Genomic DNA, 15,762 nt, shown 5'->3' on the forward strand with positions numbered 1-15,762 from the left:
AATGGATCGCGTTATTGCCGCCCAGGTGTACAACCGCATCTGTGAGCTGGGGAGTTTAAGCGCGGCGGCGCGGGCGCTGGGGATCTCCCGTCCGATGGTGAGCCGTTATCTGGAGCAGATGGAGAAGTGGGCCGGGGCGCGGCTGGTGAACCGCTCCACCCGCAAGCTGACGCTGACGGCGGCGGGGGAGAAGGTCCTGCAAAAGACCCGCACGCTCTCGCAAATTTCTCAGGAAATTGAAGATCAGTCAGTGAAGGATTTACCCTCAGGCACGCTTCGTGTCGCCTGCGCGCACTTTACGGCGATGCATATTATCGTTCCGGTGCTGCCCGATCTGTTGCAGCGTTACCCTCAGCTGCGCATTGAGCTGGATGTTAACAATCATCCGGTAAGTCTGGTGGGCGAGCGAATTGACGTGGCGATCCGCATCACCGATAACCCTGAACCGGGCATGATCGCCCGCCGACTGGGAGAGTGTCGGTCCGTACTTTGCGCCTCGCCGCACTACCTTGCCAGTCGGGGCGTTCCAGAGCAGCTGGAGGATTTATCCCGGCACAACTGCCTGCATTACAGCTTTTTTGCCGGTCAGTCGTGGCGTTTTTTGACGCCAGAAGGGGAGTCGGTCACGACGGCGGTCAGCGGCAATCTCAGCGCCAGTATCTCGTCATTGCTGATGGAGGCGGCGATAAACCACTGTGGTATTGCCATGCTGCCCGAGCGCGAGGCCGACGCGGCGCTACGGCAGGGCAGCCTGGTGCCGGTGCTCGGCGCCTTTACGCCAAAACCGATCGGTATTTTTGGTATTTATCAGTCGCGAGACTATCAGCCTGCGGCGCAGCGTGTGTTCCTGGATGCACTTGCAAACCACCTTGCCACGCGCTCGGACTAGTCTGTCTTCCCTGCAAAATGGATTATGCGTCCTATACTTATCCCTTTGTAAGCCAAAAGGAGAGCAAGAATGACGATTCATAAGCACGGTTCAGCACACTGGTCTGGCGACATCAAACGCGGCAAAGGGACGGTCTCAACAGAGAGTGGCGTCCTTAACCAGCAACCTTACGGCTTTAACACCCGCTTCGAGGGCGAAAAAGGGACTAACCCGGAAGAGCTGATTGGCGCAGCGCACGCGGCCTGTTTCTCTATGGCCCTGTCTCTAATGCTGGGCGAAGCGGGTTATACTGCCGATTCCATCGATACCACGGCGGATGTCTCGCTGGATAAAACCGACAGCGGTTTTGCCATCAGCAAAGTGGCGCTACAAAGCAAGGTGACGGTACCGGGTATCGATCCGCAGCAGTTCGACGGCATTATTCAGAAAGCGAAGGCGGGTTGTCCGGTATCGCAGCTGTTGAAAGCCGAAATCACGCTGGATTACAAACTGAACTGATATCAGGCCGGGCAAATGCCCGGCTAACCTTTCACTGCCGCAGGGAAAACCTCGGCAAGCCACGCAATAAACACTCTCAGGCGATGCGTTAAATGCCGACTCTGGGGATAGACCACGTGAAAAGGATACGCCTTAGGACGCCAGTCGCTCAGGATCTCTACCAGCGCGCCCGTTTCCAGATGCGCTCTCGCAGCATAGCCAAACGTCTGAATAATCCCTAAACCCGCCAGCGCCGCGGCCAGATGTGCGTTGCTTTCATTGACCCCAAGGTGGTGCGGAACGCTGATCTCCAGGGGCTCACCCCGGTCAAGGAAGCGGAACGGAAATGCGCGTCCGGTAACCGGGGAAAGGTAGCTAATCAGCTTATGACCGTTGCGCAGCTCCTGCGGATAGGCAGGGATGCCGTGAGCTTTAAGATAGCCCGGCGCCGCGCAGGCGATCATCCCGGCATCACCGATATGCCGCGCGATAAGCGAAGAGTCATCCAGCGGGCCGCCGCGGATCACGCAGTCCACGTTTCCGCTGATTAAATCTACCGGACGATCGGCTACCCCCAGGTTAATGCGCAGATCCGGGTAGCGCTGAAAAAAATCCGGCAGCAGGGGGATCAGCACGTCCCGGGCGGTTGAGCCCCCCACGTCAATACGCAAATGGCCTTTGGGCGTGCAGCACGATGCGCGAAAGGCGGTATCAATGTCCTCTATATCAATTAATACCCGTAGCGCTTTCTCGTAGTATTCCATGCCTTCTGCCGTCGTGACCACCCGGCGCGTCGTGCGAAGCAGCAGCCGTGTTTCCAGGTGCGCTTCAAGTGATTTTACCAGCTTGCTCAGCGTGGCTATCGGCATGTTCAGGGAGTCTGCCGCTCGGGTAAAGCTTCCGGATTCAACCACCCGCGTAAAGGCACGCATTGCCATTAGCTGATCCACATAGATCTCCTCTGATTATTTCCTGCTGTGAAAATTCATTTTCATTTTTGCCCGTTTATCGCTAATCCCGCAAGGTCTAAAGTCTGCCTGACGCGGGCAAACGCTCCTCTTTTACATCACAACAAAGGTTATGAGTATGAATACAACGCTTGCAGGAAAAATCGCTCTGGTGACCGGTGGCAGCACCGGTATTGGTCTCGCAACGGCACAGGAGCTGGCGGCGCAGGGAGCGAAGGTCTATATCACCGGACGTCGTCAGGCCGAACTGGATGCTGCCCGGGCAGACATTGGCGCCGCGGCGGTAGCTATCCGCGCGGACGTCTCCAGAATGGCCGATCTGGATGCGGTTTACGCGCAGATTGCTAAAGAAGAAGGACGACTCGATATTCTGTTCGCCAACGCCGGGGGCGGCGACATGCTGCCGCTGGGCGCTATCACCGAAGAGCAGTTTGACCGGATTTTTGCCACCAACGTGCGCGGCGTGCTGTTCACCGTCCAGAAAGCGCTGCCGCTGCTCTCATCTGGTTCATCCATTATCCTCACCGGATCGACGGTTTCGATTAAGGGGACGGCGAATTTTAGCGTCTACAGCGCCAGTAAAGCCGCCGTGCGTAACTTTGCCCGCTCTTGGGCGCTGGACTTACAGGGCCGCGGGATACGCGTCAACGTCGTCAGCCCTGGCCCCGTGAAAACGCCCGGTCTTGGCGATCTGGTTCCCGAAGAACAGCGTCAGGGATTATACGATGCGCTGGCGGCCCAGGTACCGCTGGGTCGCCTGGGCGCGCCGGGCGAAGTCGGGAAAGCCGTGGCGTTTCTGGCGTCCGATGCCGCCAGCTTTATTAACGCCACGGAGCTGTTTGTCGATGGCGGGATGGCGCAAATCTAGCGGTTACGCCAGCAGCGTACGCTTCGGCCTTCGGCTGCGGGCTGAAGCGGCTGCGGCCGTTCACATCCCTGCATCGCCAGCGGGCAGCGGTCGCGGAAGTAGCAGCCATCGGGCAGGTGGCGATTACCGGGAAGATCGGTTTTGCGTAATGCCAGATCTTCGTCCAGCGGTTCTCCGGTACGGGGAACGGAGTCAAGCAGCAGCTGCGTATACGGATGCCGCGGCTGACTCAGCACCTGGTCCGCCGGACCCAGCTCCACGATCTGCCCCAGATACATCACTGCCACCCGGTCGCTCATGTGCCGGACCACCGAGACGTTGTGCGAGATCAGTACGTAGGTCAGATTTCGCTGTTGTTGCAGGGCAACCAGCAAATTGAGGATCTGCGCCTGGACAGAAATATCCAGCGCGCTGGTGGGTTCATCCAGCACGATGATGTCAGGATCTGAAGAGAGCGCCCGGGCGATAGCGATGCGCTGGCGCTGTCCGCCCGAAAACGCATGCGGCAGGCGGTCAAGATATTCTGCTCGAATGCCCACCTGCTGCGCCAGCGTCTCAGCCAGCTGACGACGCTCCCGTTCGCTGCGGCGTTGCTGTATCCACACCGGCTCGGTGATTATGCGCCAGACGGGTAAACGCGGATCGAGGGACGAGAGCGGGTCCTGAAATACCATCTGCATACCGCCTGCCGCATTTGCGCGCTGACAGGCACCTGTAATCGGTTTGAGCATGCCCATCAGCAGTTGCGCCAGCGTGCTCTTTCCACAGCCGGATTCCCCCACAACGCCCAGCGTTTCGCCGCGATGGATCCGGAGATCCATGCCGTTGAGGGCGTGTACCTGCTCCGTCACGCGCCCCAGCCAGTTTTTGCGCGCAGGAAAATTCACATGCACGCTATCCAGTTCCAGCAGTACCTCAGACATGGCGTCTCTCCTGTTGTGGGTACCAGCAGGCAGCCTGTTGGCCTTCTGCGCCCGTGGAAATTAAGCGCGGCGTTTCGCTGCATTTCGCCCCGGCAGCAAAACAGCGTTCGCGAAAGGCACATCCGCGCGGGAGGTGGCTGAGGTTAGGCACCGTGCCGGGAATGGCCGGGAGGATCTCGCGCGGTTCACCATTTTCCGGGGCACACCGCAGCAGGCCAATCGAATAGGGGTGTACAGGATGGTGGATCAAAGTCTGCGTGCTGCCGCTTTCGATCACGCTGCCCGCGTACATAACGTACATCCGGTCACAAAGCTGCGACACCACCGCCATATCGTGACTGATAAACAGCACCGACGTCCCGCTGGCGCGCGCTTTGTGTTTCAGTAGCCGCAGCACCTGACGCTGAACGGTCACGTCCAGCGCGGTGGTCGGCTCATCGGCAATGATCAGCTCCGGCTCGCAGGAGAAGGCAAGGGCGATCATCACCCGCTGGCGCATGCCGCCGGAAAGCTCAAACGGATAGCGTTCCATCACCTGTGCCGCATCCGGGATTTGCATCTCGCCCAGCAGGGCGATCGCCTTCTGCTGCGCGTCGCGGCGGGAAAGCGACTGATGCTGGCGGATCACCTCCACCATTTGTCTGCCAATCCGGCGCGTAGGGTTAAGCGCCGTCATCGGCTCCTGAAAAATCATCGCCACCCTGGCGCCGCGCCACTGACGAAGCTGTTTTTCCGACGCGTTCAGGACATCTTCCCCGAGCAGGGTGACCCGGCCATGGTGAACATGGTAACTGCCTTCCGGCAGCAGGCGCATCGCCAGCATCGCGGTGACCGATTTTCCCGAGCCGGATTCGCCCACCACGCCGACAATTTCACCCCGGCCAATCTCCAGCGAGACGTGGTTGAGCGCGTGGACGTCACCGCGAAAAATGGGGAAGCTCAGATGCAAATCTTCAATCGATAATACGGAATCACTCATGACTGCTTCCCTCCTGATTTGGGATCCAGCAGGTCGCGAAGACCATCGCCAAACAGATTAAACCCAACCGCCGTGATCAGAATTGCCGCCCCCGGAAACGCGCAGTACCACCACTGGTCAAGCACGTAGTTACGCCCCACGGCCACCATCGCGCCCCATTCGGCGGTCGGCTGCTGCGCGCCTAATCCAATAAAGCCCAGCGTGGCGGCCATCAGAATGGCGCTGCCGATATCCAGCGACGCCTGTACGATCAGCGGCGGAAGGGCGTTACGCAGGATATGCCAGCTGATCAGGTGCCAGCGCGATGCGCCAAAGGTGCGGGCGGCCTGCACGTAGGTGAACTGGCGCACCAACAGCGTTTGCCCGCGTGCCAGCCGCACGTAAAACGGAATGCGTACAATCGCAATCGCCAGCATCGCGTTAAACAGGCTTGGGCCGAGCGCGGCGGCCAGCGCCATCGTCAACACCAGCGAGGGGATGGAGAGCATAATGTCCATGATACGCATAATGATGGCGTCGCCGCGTCCGCCGAGTACGCCGGACAAACAGCCGAGCAGAGAACCGATGCCGCCCGCAATCACCACCACCGCCAGCCCCGCCGTGATGGACTGCTGGCTGCCCACCAGCACGCGGCTGAACAGATCCCGGCCCACCTCATCGGTGCCAAACCAGTGCTGGGCTGAAGGCGCCTGCAATCGCGCGGTCAGATCCAGCGCATTCGGATCGTGCGGGACTATCCACGGCGAGACCATCATCATCAGCAGCATCACGATCATAATCACCCCGCCGATCAGCGTGAGCGGGCTTTTGCGTAACATCCAGAATAGCTTTGCCCAGTTAATGCGCTGTTTAGCGGTGCTGACAGGGACGGGCGTTTCCTGAGTTAACATCATTCGGCACCTCCGCGCCCGATTCGCGGGTCGATCCACAGATACAGCAGATCCACCACCAGATTGACGAAGACATAGGCCAGCGATACCACGACCGCGAAGCCCATGACGGCAGGGAAGTCCAGCGCCTGAATGGAGGTCACCACCCAGGCTCCCATTCCCGGCCAGGCAAACACGGTTTCGGTAAGGACTGCCCCGTACAGCAGATCGCCCAGCGCCAGCCCGAGCACGGTAATGGAGGGGATCATGGCGTTGGGTAAGGCGTAGCGCAGCACGATGTACCACCCCGGCAACCCGCTCGCGCGGGCGGTACGAATATAATCCTCGCTCAGTTGCTCCAGCATCGCGGAACGTACCTGACGCGCCACAATACCCAGATGCACAAAGGCCAGGGTCAGGGAGGGTAGAATCAGGTGCTGTAGGGCGTTGAAAAACACCTCGCCGTTGCCTTCCAGCAGAGCGTCCAGCAGATAAAAACCGGTAACGTGGGCGGGCGGATCGAGCCAGTCGTCCAGCCTGCCGCCGCCGGGCAGAATTTGCAGTTGCCCGTAGAACAGAACGATAACACCCAGTCCCAGCCAGAAGGCAGGCGTCGAGATGCCCGTCATCGCCATCAGTCGCACCAGGTGATCCAGCCAGCGGTTACGGTACACCGCCGATAAAATGCCCAGCGGCACGCCAATCACCAGGGCCAGCAGCAAAGAGCAGAAGGCCAGTTCCAGCGTGGCGGGGAAAAAGGCTTTCAAATCTTCCGCAACGGGGCGACCGGTGCGAATGGATGTGCCCAGATCGCCATGCGCCAGCGCCTCTACATAGCGGCCAAACTGAATATAGAGCGGTTGATCCAGCCCCAGCTGCTGGCGGATGCCCTGCACGATTTCATCGCTGGCGCGGTCACCGGCCAGCAGGCGGGCCGGATCGCCGGGGATCAGGTGTGAAATAATAAAAGTAATAATACAGACACCGGCCACCACCAGGATTAACCCCCAGCAGCGCTGGCGCACAATGCTCCAGAACGTCATACACTTCCCCCCGGCGTGGGCCGTTACTTACTCATGGTGGCGATGTTAAAGACCTGCTCAAGCATCGGATTAAAGGTGAAGCCTTTGACCTCTTTGTTCATCGCCAGCTGATAGTTCTTCTGGAACAGATAAACGTAAGCCGCCTCGTCAATCACCACTTTCTGCGCCTGCTGGTAATCTTTGGTGCGCTCCGCCTGATCGGTGGTTTTCAGTGCCGCCTGCAACAGCGCATCGACCTCTTTGTTCTCATAGAATGAGCGGTTACCCGGCAGCCCTTTTTTGTCCGATTCGAACCAGTAGTTCATGAACATGTACGGGTCAGCGAAGTCCGGGCTCCAGTTACCAATCGCAATGTCATAATCACCTTTGCCGACGCGGTCGCGCATGGTGGCGTTCGCCAGTTTCTCGAGCTTGACGTTAATCCCCAGCTTGCCCAGGCTCGCCTGCGTGGAGAGGGCGATAGGCTCCCAGTTCGGGTCGTTATCGGAGTAGAGGAACGTCAGGCTGGCGGGTTTCTCGTTGACTTTTTCCAGCGCCGCTTTGGCTTTGGCCTCGTCAAAGCTGTACTGCATGGCGTTCGCATCAAAGCCCCACATGCCCTCCGGGATCGGGCCGCGCATCTGCTTGCCGTTCCCGCTGAGAATGCCTTTCACCATCCCCTGATAATCGGTCGCCCAGGAGACCGCGCGGCGCAAATCCACCTGATTCATCGGAGGCTTACTGTTGTTCAGATAGAGGTAGGTCACCCGCAGGGACGGGTATTCCGCCACGGCCACTTTGCCTTCCTGCTTCAGAGCGGCAAGCTGATCCACCGGCAGGGCGTCGGCGATATCCAGATCGCCACGGGAAAGTTGCAGGCGACGCGAGGCGCTTTCACCGATAATCTTCACCGAGACACGCTTGAAGTGCGGCTTTTCACCCGGCCAGTGTGGGTTGGGCACCATCACCAGCTGCTGACCTTTCCGCCAGCTTTTCAGCATAAACGGTCCGGAACCCGCGGTGTTTTGCGCCAGGAAACCGCGTGCGTCGTCGGCGGCATTGGCTTTCAGCACCGCCGGGTTGACGATCGACGCGCCGTCATTGGCCAGCGTGTAGAGGAACGGGGCGAACGGCTGGCTGAGGGTGAATTTCACCGTATGCTCATCCACCGCGTCCACTTTCAAATCTTTCGGGAACGCTTCGGAAGGTCCCTGGTTAATTTTCAGCAGACGTTCAAACGACAGCTTGACCGCTTCGGCGGTCACCGGCGTGCCGTCGGAGAATTTTGCATTATCTGCCAGGGTGAACGTCCACTCTTTCTGGTCGTCAGACGCCTTCCAGCCCGTCGACAGATCGCCTTCCACCTCCGTGGTGCCAGGCTTGTATTTCACCAGACGCTGGTACGAGGGGTAGGTCACCGTCCAGTCGTTGTTATCGATAGTGACCGCCGGATCCAGCGTTTGCGGATCGGCAGCTTTCCCAATCACCAGCATATCTTTTGGCACCGCCGCCAGCGCGAGAGGGGCGCTCAGGGCGAGCGTAGCGGCAATCAGGGTTGTAAGCAGCGTTGTTTTCATGGCGGGGCTCCAGAATTACAGTGAGTGTGTGGTCGGATAACAGGCGAACTGGTCATCTAACAGCGGGTAGCTGGCGGCATTCGGCAGTTCGAAATGCCACCATTCGCTGCTGATGCCCACAAAACCGCCGCCGTACATAACGGCGTTCAGGAGCAGACGATTTCGCTGCGCCTCAGGCGGAACGGAAGGGTGCCAGGCATGAGAACGGTCGTGCATTTCGTCAAACCCGGCACCCATATCCAGCACGTTGTCGTGTTCATCCATCAGCGTGACGTCAATGGCGGTGCCCCGGCTGTGGTTAGAGCCAATTGCGACATCCACCACGTATTCCGGATTGGGGCAGGCATCCCAGAGTTGCGACTGCGCCTGCTGGGGGCGGTAGGCGTCGTAAACCACCAGCTTCAGACCGGCCAGCGCGGCGATGCCGATCGCTTTCGCCAGCGCGGTGGCGGCATCCGTATGCAACAGGCACGCGGCGTGCTGGTAGATCGGGCGGCCAGTGATGTTATCGGCGGTCGCGTATTTCAGATCGATATGCAGCGTGGGAAAGGTTTTCGCCACATCAATCAGTTGACTCTCTTCAGGCATAGCTCCGCTCCTTTAGCGTTCAAATTGACCAAACTCTTGTTGTAGTTGTCGGTTGATTGCCAGACGTTCCGGCAGCGCATCCCCCAGCGCCTCCACAACGCCCGACAGCAGCAGGTTGAACAGACAGCTCACCGGCGCCAGCGAATCCCAGAAATGGCCGGTATCGGTCTTCACCTGGAGTAAATCAATCGGGTAATCCCGCGCCCACGGGCACCAGATATCGGTGATCAGCGCCATCGCCAGGCCTTTTTCGCTCGCCACGCGGCAGTACTGGCGGGCAATGGCGGAGTAGGCGCGGGTATCCGTCAGCACGATATACGGGTTCGCAAAGCCGGAGTTAAGCGACTCCACCCAGCTACCGGAGAGCCCTTCTGAATAGCTCACCCGCGGGCGCAGATACTCCAGATGGCTGAAGAACGCATTGGCGATCCCGCGCGTGGACTGGATCCCCAGCACGAAAACGGCGTCGGCATGGGTAAGTTGCTGGACCACCTGCCTGAACGTTTCGCTTTGCGCCAGCTGGTAGACATGGGCAATGGCGTCCACCTCCAGCGACAGGGAGTTCTGAAGGCGATCCGACAGCGGCTGTTGCTGCTTCCAGGAGTCGAGACGCTCGTTAATGCCCCAGGGCTGGTGGGGATCGCGCAGGCTTTTTTTGGCGTCGTCCAGGTTGCGATAGCCCAGCTTGCGCAGAAAGCGTCCGACGGTGATCCCGCTGGTGACCGTGGCCAGCGCCACGCTCTCTGCCGTTTCAAAGGGGATCTGCCCGACGTGCGCCAGCATCCAGCTTGCCACCCGTTTTTCGCTCGGGGTGAGCTGGCTAAAGGTCGCTTCGATACGGCTCAACACCTCAGGTTTGGTCGTCATACCGCCTCGCTGTTAACTGGCTGTCAAAGGCCGGGTTTCTGTTACCGGATTAACAATGCAGGACGCGTGCCATGTTCACATTGCGGCGAAAACGCGCTGTGCAGCAAAGTTAATGCAATATTTGTTTAACATGTGATCAACATTTGTGCAGCGTAGTTCACTTTTGGTGCAGTGTGCAGGCTGAAGGGTATCTATTTGGTGAATACGTCAGCCTCTTCACATTTTTTGGTAAGATGAAAGCTCTGGGAAAAAAGAGGGAGCCTTACATGGCGAATTCGCCCTGGCGGGTCAGCGTGCGCCTGATGGCTCTCGCAAAAAAAATAGCGATGGTCATCGGGATCATTGTGCTCGTTCTGCTTTCGGTGCGGGTTTATCTTTCGCAGCAGGGGCCAGCCCTGCATCACTGGCACACCTGGCGGGCTGATGAAATGTCCGTGCAGGAGATGGATAACGCGACCTTCGTAGCGTATGTCGCGCGGGAAAACGCCATCTTCACCGCTCTCGACGCTGAGGTGACGGCGAAAGTCACCCCCGCAGAGCGCACGCCGCTGAACCGTTATTACCGCCAGAGCCTGGTGTGGCCAGGACACTTTTCCCCGGATGCAAACCGGTCGTTCGTGCTGATGCCTGCCGGAAAGCCGCGCGGGGGGGTGGTATTGCTGCACGGTCTGACGGATTCGCCCTACAGCGTCAGGCATCTGGCAGAGAATTATCAAAAGCACGGCTTTGTGGCCGTAGTGCCTCGTTTGCCCGGACACGGCACGGCACCGGGCGCGCTGACAGACGTTGACTGGGAGGCGTGGCTGGCGGCAACGCGCCTCGCGGTTCGTGAAGCGACACGCCTGACGGGGAACGATCTCCCCCTGCATCTGGTGGGCTACTCCAACGGCGGGGCGCTGGCGATGAAATATGCCCTCGACGCCCTTGATGCGCCTGCACTGCGTCAACCTGAGCAGATCGTTTTGCTCTCACCGATGATTGGCGTCACGGCGTTTGCGCGCTTTGCCGGATTCGCCGGGCTACCGGCTATGTTACCGGCGTTTGCCAAAGCCGCGTGGCTCAACATTTCGCCAGAATATAATCCTTATAAATACAATTCGTTCCCGGTGAATGCGGCACGTCAGTCCTGGCTGCTTACCCAGGCGCTGCATGAGCAGATAAATCGCGGTGTTCATGATCACAAACTGGCGCAGCTTCCGCCGATACTTGCTTTCCAGTCGGTCATGGATTCAACGGTCAGTACCCGCGCCGTGGTCAGCGGGCTGTTTGACCAGCTTCCGGCAAACGGCAGCGAACTGGTGGTTTTTGATATCAACCAGGCCGGGAGTTTCCGTCCACTGTTCAGGCCATCATCCTGGACGGCGGTGGCTGACCTGCTACCGGAGGCAAAAAGACGTTACAGTGTCACAATTGTGACCAATGCCAGCCCCGACAGGTTTGATATGGTGGCAAAGACAACGCCAGCGGGCAGCACCCGGGAAACGGTGATGCCGCTGTCGGTCGCGTATCCGCAGGAGGTTTATTCCCTGTCACATGTTGCCATTCCGTTCCCGCCTGATGACGATCTTTATGGCCGCCATCCTGCGGTGAAAAACCGCTACGGTATCAGCCTCGGGACGATAGCCCTGTGGGGAGAAACATCGGTTCTGAGCGTCGGCAAAGATGCGCTGATGCGCGTGACGTCGAATCCGTTCTACGACTATATGCAGACGAGGATCGACAGCCGTATCGGGGAGAATTAAGCCCGACGTGGAATAGATTAGGTCACACCGGGGAACTGTGTTAAACAGTACCGTTCAGGCGTATACCCCATACCGGACCCCGTTTCTGTGCTGACAACTCTCATTTATCGAAGCCAGCTGAGCTTAACCTGCACCTCCGCAGCGTTAAGCGCGCTGGTTGAACAGGCCAGGATCCGTAACACGGAGCAGGGCATCTCAGGCATTCTTCTCTCCCGTGGACGTGACGTTCTGCAAATTCTCGAAGGCACGGAACAGCGCGTCGTCGCGCTTTTTAACTCCATCCGTGCTGATGACCGGCATACCGGCGTAGTGGAGCTGATGCGCGATTACGGCCCGCGCAGACGTTTCGAAGACGTGGGAATGCTGCTGTTTGACCTGGACGTTCAGACCCCGAAAGCGGTTCTGGCGTCGGTTCTGCATTACAGCAAGCTGGAAAGTTATCTGACTTCTGAGGATCGGGTCTTCAAATTCATTCAGACCTTTATCACCGGTAAAACCGCTATCCCACCCGCTTCGGACTATGAGCCCGATAAATGGACGCTTTCGCGAGAGCGCGCGCCGTTTGGTAAAGGGTTAGGTCTGCTGGCGGGACAGCCCTGCCAGTTTGCGCTGCAACCCATTGTCGAGCCGTCCGAAGGCAAGATCAGTTCTCTCGAAGCGCTTATACGCGGAAACGACGGCGGCAGCCCGGAGCATTTCTTCCGTAGTCTCGATCGTGAACTGATTTACGAAGTCGACCTGCAAACCAAAGCCTGGACCTTTGCGCTGGCGCAAAAGCTCGGCATCGGCAGCCACAAACTGGCGGTGAACCTGCTGCCAATGTCGCTGGTTAACGTGCCGGGCGCGGTAGAGTTCCTGGTAACGCAGATCAAAAAGCACAATCTACAGCCGGAGCAGGTGATCATTGAAGTCACTGAGAACGAGATGATCTCAGGCTTCAACCAGTTTAACAGCGCGATTAAACAGCTGCGGGCGGAAGGGGTTGGGCTGGCGATAGATGATTTTGGTTCCGGCTATGCTGGTCTTTCGCTGCTCACGCGGTTCCAGCCGGATAAACTCAAAATCGACAGAGAGATCGTCAGCGATATCCACCTGAGCGGGCCCAAGCAGGCGATTGTGAAGTCGATAATCAGCTGCTGCACCGATCTGGAGATTACGCTGGTCGCAGAAGGCATTGAGAAGATAGAAGAGTGGTGCTGGCTTGAATACGCCGGTATTCGCCGCTTCCAGGGCTTTTTGTTCGCCCGCCCGCAGCTCAATGGCGTGGGTGATATCCACTGGCCCCATCGGGTGGGTTAAGCAAATTTTTCCTCGCCATATTTCCCCGACACCCTGCCTGTGCTTAAATAGCTAAACCGGTTTAACATGATTTAGCTAAGAAGGTGATATGGAGACGATCTGGGTACTTGGCGATGCAGTGGTGGATCTGTTGCCCGACGGAGAGGGCAAACTGCTGCAATGTCCTGGCGGCGCACCGGCCAACGTCGCGGTAGGGGTAGCGCGTCTGGGCGGCAGAAGCGCCTTTATAGGCCGGGTGGGCGACGACCCCTTCGGGCATTTTATGCAAAAAACGCTTGCGGATGAGCAGGTTAATACAGAATGGCTGCGGCTGGACCCGCAGCATCGCACCTCCACGGTGGTGGTGGATCTCGATAACGACGGTGAACGTTCCTTTACCTTTATGGTTCGCCCGAGCGCTGACTTGTTCCTCGACGCCGCCGACCTCCCGTCATTCCGCGCCGGGGAGTGGCTGCACGTCTGCTCTATCGCGCTCAGCGCCGAACCCAGCCGTTCCGCGACGTTTCAGGCGATGGCCGCGATCAGACAGGCGGGGGGATTCGTCAGCTTTGACCCCAATATCCGCGCCGATCTCTGGCACGATGAAGTCGAGCTGCGTCAGTGTCTTGAGCGGGCATTAGCCTGTGCAGATGTGGTGAAAATCTCGGTGGAAGAGCTGGCGTTCTTAACCGGAAATGCGCAGGTCCATGAGGGGCTGGCGGCGCTGATGCGCACCTGTCCGGCCAGGCTGGTGCTGGTAACGCAGGGAAAAGAGGGCGTCACCGCCTGGCAGGAAGGCGCGTTGACACACTATGCTGCATCACCCGTGGAATGCATTGATACCACTGGCGCGGGGGATGCTTTCGTCGCAGGGCTACTGTTCGGTCTGGCACGTTATGGCCAGGCCCGTCTCTCAGAGGTCATCACGTTAGCGCAGCGCTGTGGGGCGCTGGCGACAACCGCAAAAGGGGCAATGACCGCGCTGCCTTATCATCACGAACTGTAATTCACCTCTCCAGGCCACCATTCGGCGGCCTGAATTGTCGCCTCGATCACACTTACTAAAACGGTTTAGCAAAAAACATTGCCGATCTAAAATTCAACGGTTTAGTATCACCAGCCTAAACCGGTTTAGCAATTTAGCACTTTCACCGATAGTTATTAGGGATGCGACAAAATGTATAAAAAACGCAGACTTGCCGTGATGATAGGCATGCTGGCCGGCAGTACCTCTGTTTTTGCCCAGACGGATATGACCCGTATCGAAGCGCGCCTGGCGGCGCTGGAGCAGCGTTTGCAGGAGGCGGAAACTCGCGCGCAGGTTGCTGAAAAGCGCGCCACGGCAGCGGAACAGAAAACGCAGCAGCTGGTGGCTGCGCAGCAGGAAGCGCAAACCTCCACACAGGCGGTGGCGCAACGCACCACGATGCTGGAAGAAAAAGCCGACCGGACAGGCGGTTTTGAATTTCACGGTTACGCCCGTTCCGGCCTGCTGATGAACGACGCGGCCTCCAGCAGCAAAAGCGGCCCTTATCTGACGCCCGCCGGGGAAACGGGCGGGGCCATCGGGCGTCTGGGGAACGAAGCGGATACCTACGTTGAGCTGAATGTTGAGCACAAACAGACGCTGGAGAATGGCGCGACGACGCGCTTTAAGGCGATGCTGGCCGACGGTCAGAAAACCTATAACGACTGGTCGGCAGACAGCAGCGACCTGAACATTCGTCAGGCCTTTGCCGAGCTGGGCAATTTGCCGGACTTTACCGGCGCGCTGAAGGGCAGCACCTTCTGGGCGGGTAAGCGTTTTGACCGCGACAACTTCGACATTCACTGGCTGGATTCCGACGTGGTATTTCTCGCCGGGACCGGTGGCGGCGTCTACGACGTGAAGTGGAACGATACGCTGCGCAGTAACTTCTCCCTTTATGGCCGTAACTTCGGCAGCGAAGAGGAGATCGACAACAACGTTCAGAACTACATCCTCAGCATGAATCACTTCGCCGGGCCGGTGCAGATGATGGTCAGCGGCTTACGGGCAAAAGATAACGACGACCGTAAGGACAGCAACGGCGATCCGATTAAAACCGACGCGGCCAATAACGGAGTACATGCGCTGGTTGGTCTGCATAACGAGAGCTTCTACGGCCTGCGGGAAGGTTCCGCCAAAACGGCGCTCCTTTACGGCCACGGTCTGGGCGCCGAGGTGAAAAGCATTGGTTCAGACGGCGCGCTGCTGTCAGAAGCCGATACCTGGCGTTTTGCTAGTTACGGTGTCACGCCTCTGGGCGGTGGCTGGCACATTGCGCCCGCCGTGCTGGCTCAAAGCAGTAAGGACCGCTACGTGAAGGGCGACAGCTATGAGTGGGTCACGCTCAACACGCGTCTGATCAAAGAGGTGACCCAGAATTTCGCCCTCGCGTTCGAGGGCAGCTATCAGTACATGGATTTAAGCCCGGAAGGCTACAAGGATCGCAATGCGGTTAACGGTAGCTTCTACAAGCTGACCTTCGCCCCGACGTTAAAGGCGGGCAAGATTGGCGATTTCTTCAGCCGTCCGGAGCTGCGTCTGTTCGCCACCTGGATGGACTGGAGCAGCAAGCTGGATAACTACGCCAGCGATGACGCCTTTGGCAGCAGCGGCTTTAACGCGGGCGGGGAATGGAACTTTGGGGTGCAGATGGAAACCTGGTTTTAACCCTTCACGCTCCCGCATCG

15 protein-coding genes and 1 pseudogene are annotated in these 15,762 nt (G+C 58.6%); 7 read left to right on the forward strand and 9 right to left on the reverse strand.

Annotation, left to right across the window (positions count from 1 at the left end; translation table 11 throughout):
• Position 1 precedes the first annotated feature (1 nt).
• Positions 2-889, forward strand: a complete 888-nt coding sequence (locus tag AM329_RS05990) for a LysR family transcriptional regulator (protein WP_023314180.1) — start codon at positions 2-4, stop codon at positions 887-889.
• A gap of 69 nt (positions 890-958) precedes the next feature.
• Positions 959-1,387, forward strand: a complete 429-nt coding sequence (locus AM329_RS05995) for an OsmC family protein (RefSeq protein ID WP_003857069.1) — start codon at positions 959-961, stop codon at positions 1,385-1,387.
• Between the two features lie 23 nt (positions 1,388-1,410).
• Here AM329_RS05995 and AM329_RS06000 read toward each other — a convergent pair whose 3' ends face one another.
• Positions 1,411-2,316 (reverse strand): LysR family transcriptional regulator, encoded by a 906-nt coding sequence (locus AM329_RS06000; RefSeq protein WP_032609249.1) that lies wholly within the window; start codon positions 2,314-2,316, stop codon positions 1,411-1,413.
• A 136-nt stretch (positions 2,317-2,452) separates the two neighbouring features.
• Here AM329_RS06000 and AM329_RS06005 point away from each other — a divergent pair, with 136 nt between their 5' ends.
• Positions 2,453-3,202 carry an SDR family oxidoreductase gene (locus AM329_RS06005; protein WP_003857073.1) on the forward strand — a complete coding sequence of 250 codons (750 nt, stop codon included), beginning with the start codon at positions 2,453-2,455 and terminating at the stop codon, positions 3,200-3,202.
• Here the strand turns inward: AM329_RS06005 and AM329_RS26320 are convergent.
• The 8 genes and pseudogenes from AM329_RS26320 to AM329_RS06040 all read right to left on the reverse strand — a co-directional run bounded on the left by AM329_RS26320 (position 3,156) and on the right by AM329_RS06040 (position 10,027).
• Positions 3,156-3,311, reverse strand: a complete 156-nt coding sequence (locus tag AM329_RS26320; RefSeq protein WP_353628926.1) for a DUF4124 domain-containing protein — start codon at positions 3,309-3,311, stop codon at positions 3,156-3,158. The genes AM329_RS06005 and AM329_RS26320 overlap by 47 nt on opposite strands.
• Positions 3,271-4,125: pseudogene (locus tag AM329_RS06010) on the reverse strand (oligopeptide/dipeptide ABC transporter ATP-binding protein); the annotation flags it as partial. The gene AM329_RS26320 and the pseudogene AM329_RS06010, both read right to left, overlap by 41 nt.
• Positions 4,118-5,104, reverse strand: a complete 987-nt coding sequence (locus AM329_RS06015; protein WP_003857075.1) for an ABC transporter ATP-binding protein — start codon at positions 5,102-5,104, stop codon at positions 4,118-4,120. The pseudogene AM329_RS06010 and the gene AM329_RS06015, both read right to left, overlap by 8 nt.
• Positions 5,101-5,997, reverse strand: coding sequence for a D,D-dipeptide ABC transporter permease (gene ddpC / locus AM329_RS06020; RefSeq protein ID WP_003857076.1), 897 nt, complete (start codon positions 5,995-5,997; stop codon positions 5,101-5,103). The genes AM329_RS06015 and ddpC overlap by 4 nt, the downstream gene beginning before the upstream one ends.
• On the reverse strand, positions 5,994-7,016 hold the full coding sequence (locus AM329_RS06025; RefSeq protein WP_003857077.1) for an ABC transporter permease: 1,023 nt from the start codon (positions 7,014-7,016) through the stop codon (positions 5,994-5,996). The genes ddpC and AM329_RS06025 overlap by 4 nt, the downstream gene beginning before the upstream one ends.
• 23 nt (positions 7,017-7,039) lie before the next feature.
• Positions 7,040-8,572, reverse strand: a complete 1,533-nt coding sequence (locus tag AM329_RS06030; protein ID WP_032609245.1) for an ABC transporter substrate-binding protein — start codon at positions 8,570-8,572, stop codon at positions 7,040-7,042.
• A gap of 15 nt (positions 8,573-8,587) precedes the next feature.
• A complete protein-coding gene (gene ddpX, locus AM329_RS06035) occupies positions 8,588-9,160 on the reverse strand; it encodes a D-alanyl-D-alanine dipeptidase (protein ID WP_003857079.1) in 573 nt (190 codons plus the stop codon).
• A 12-nt stretch (positions 9,161-9,172) separates the two neighbouring features.
• Complete coding sequence (locus AM329_RS06040) at positions 9,173-10,027, reverse strand: MurR/RpiR family transcriptional regulator (protein WP_032609244.1); 855 nt, start codon at positions 10,025-10,027, stop codon at positions 9,173-9,175.
• 266 nt (positions 10,028-10,293) lie between these two features.
• Here AM329_RS06040 and AM329_RS06045 point away from each other — a divergent pair, with 266 nt between their 5' ends.
• The 4 genes from AM329_RS06045 (at position 10,294) to AM329_RS06060 (ending at position 15,742) form a co-directional block, all read left to right on the forward strand.
• The gene (locus AM329_RS06045; RefSeq protein WP_032609242.1) at positions 10,294-11,769 is read left to right on the forward strand and encodes a carboxylesterase; all 1,476 of its coding nucleotides are present in this window, start codon (positions 10,294-10,296) and stop codon (positions 11,767-11,769) included.
• 87 nt (positions 11,770-11,856) lie between these two features.
• A complete protein-coding gene (locus tag AM329_RS06050) occupies positions 11,857-13,068 on the forward strand; it encodes a diguanylate phosphodiesterase (RefSeq protein ID WP_003857082.1) in 1,212 nt (403 codons plus the stop codon).
• 88 nt (positions 13,069-13,156) lie between these two features.
• The gene (locus AM329_RS06055; protein WP_032609241.1) at positions 13,157-14,053 is read left to right on the forward strand and encodes an aminoimidazole riboside kinase; all 897 of its coding nucleotides are present in this window, start codon (positions 13,157-13,159) and stop codon (positions 14,051-14,053) included.
• A gap of 171 nt (positions 14,054-14,224) precedes the next feature.
• Positions 14,225-15,742, forward strand: a complete 1,518-nt coding sequence (locus tag AM329_RS06060; RefSeq protein ID WP_032609240.1) for a carbohydrate porin — start codon at positions 14,225-14,227, stop codon at positions 15,740-15,742.
• Positions 15,743-15,762: the final 20 nt, after the last annotated feature.

The organism is Enterobacter cloacae complex sp. AR_0002 (assembly GCF_001922365.1).
Lineage (GTDB): Bacteria > Pseudomonadota > Gammaproteobacteria > Enterobacterales > Enterobacteriaceae > Enterobacter > Enterobacter hormaechei_C.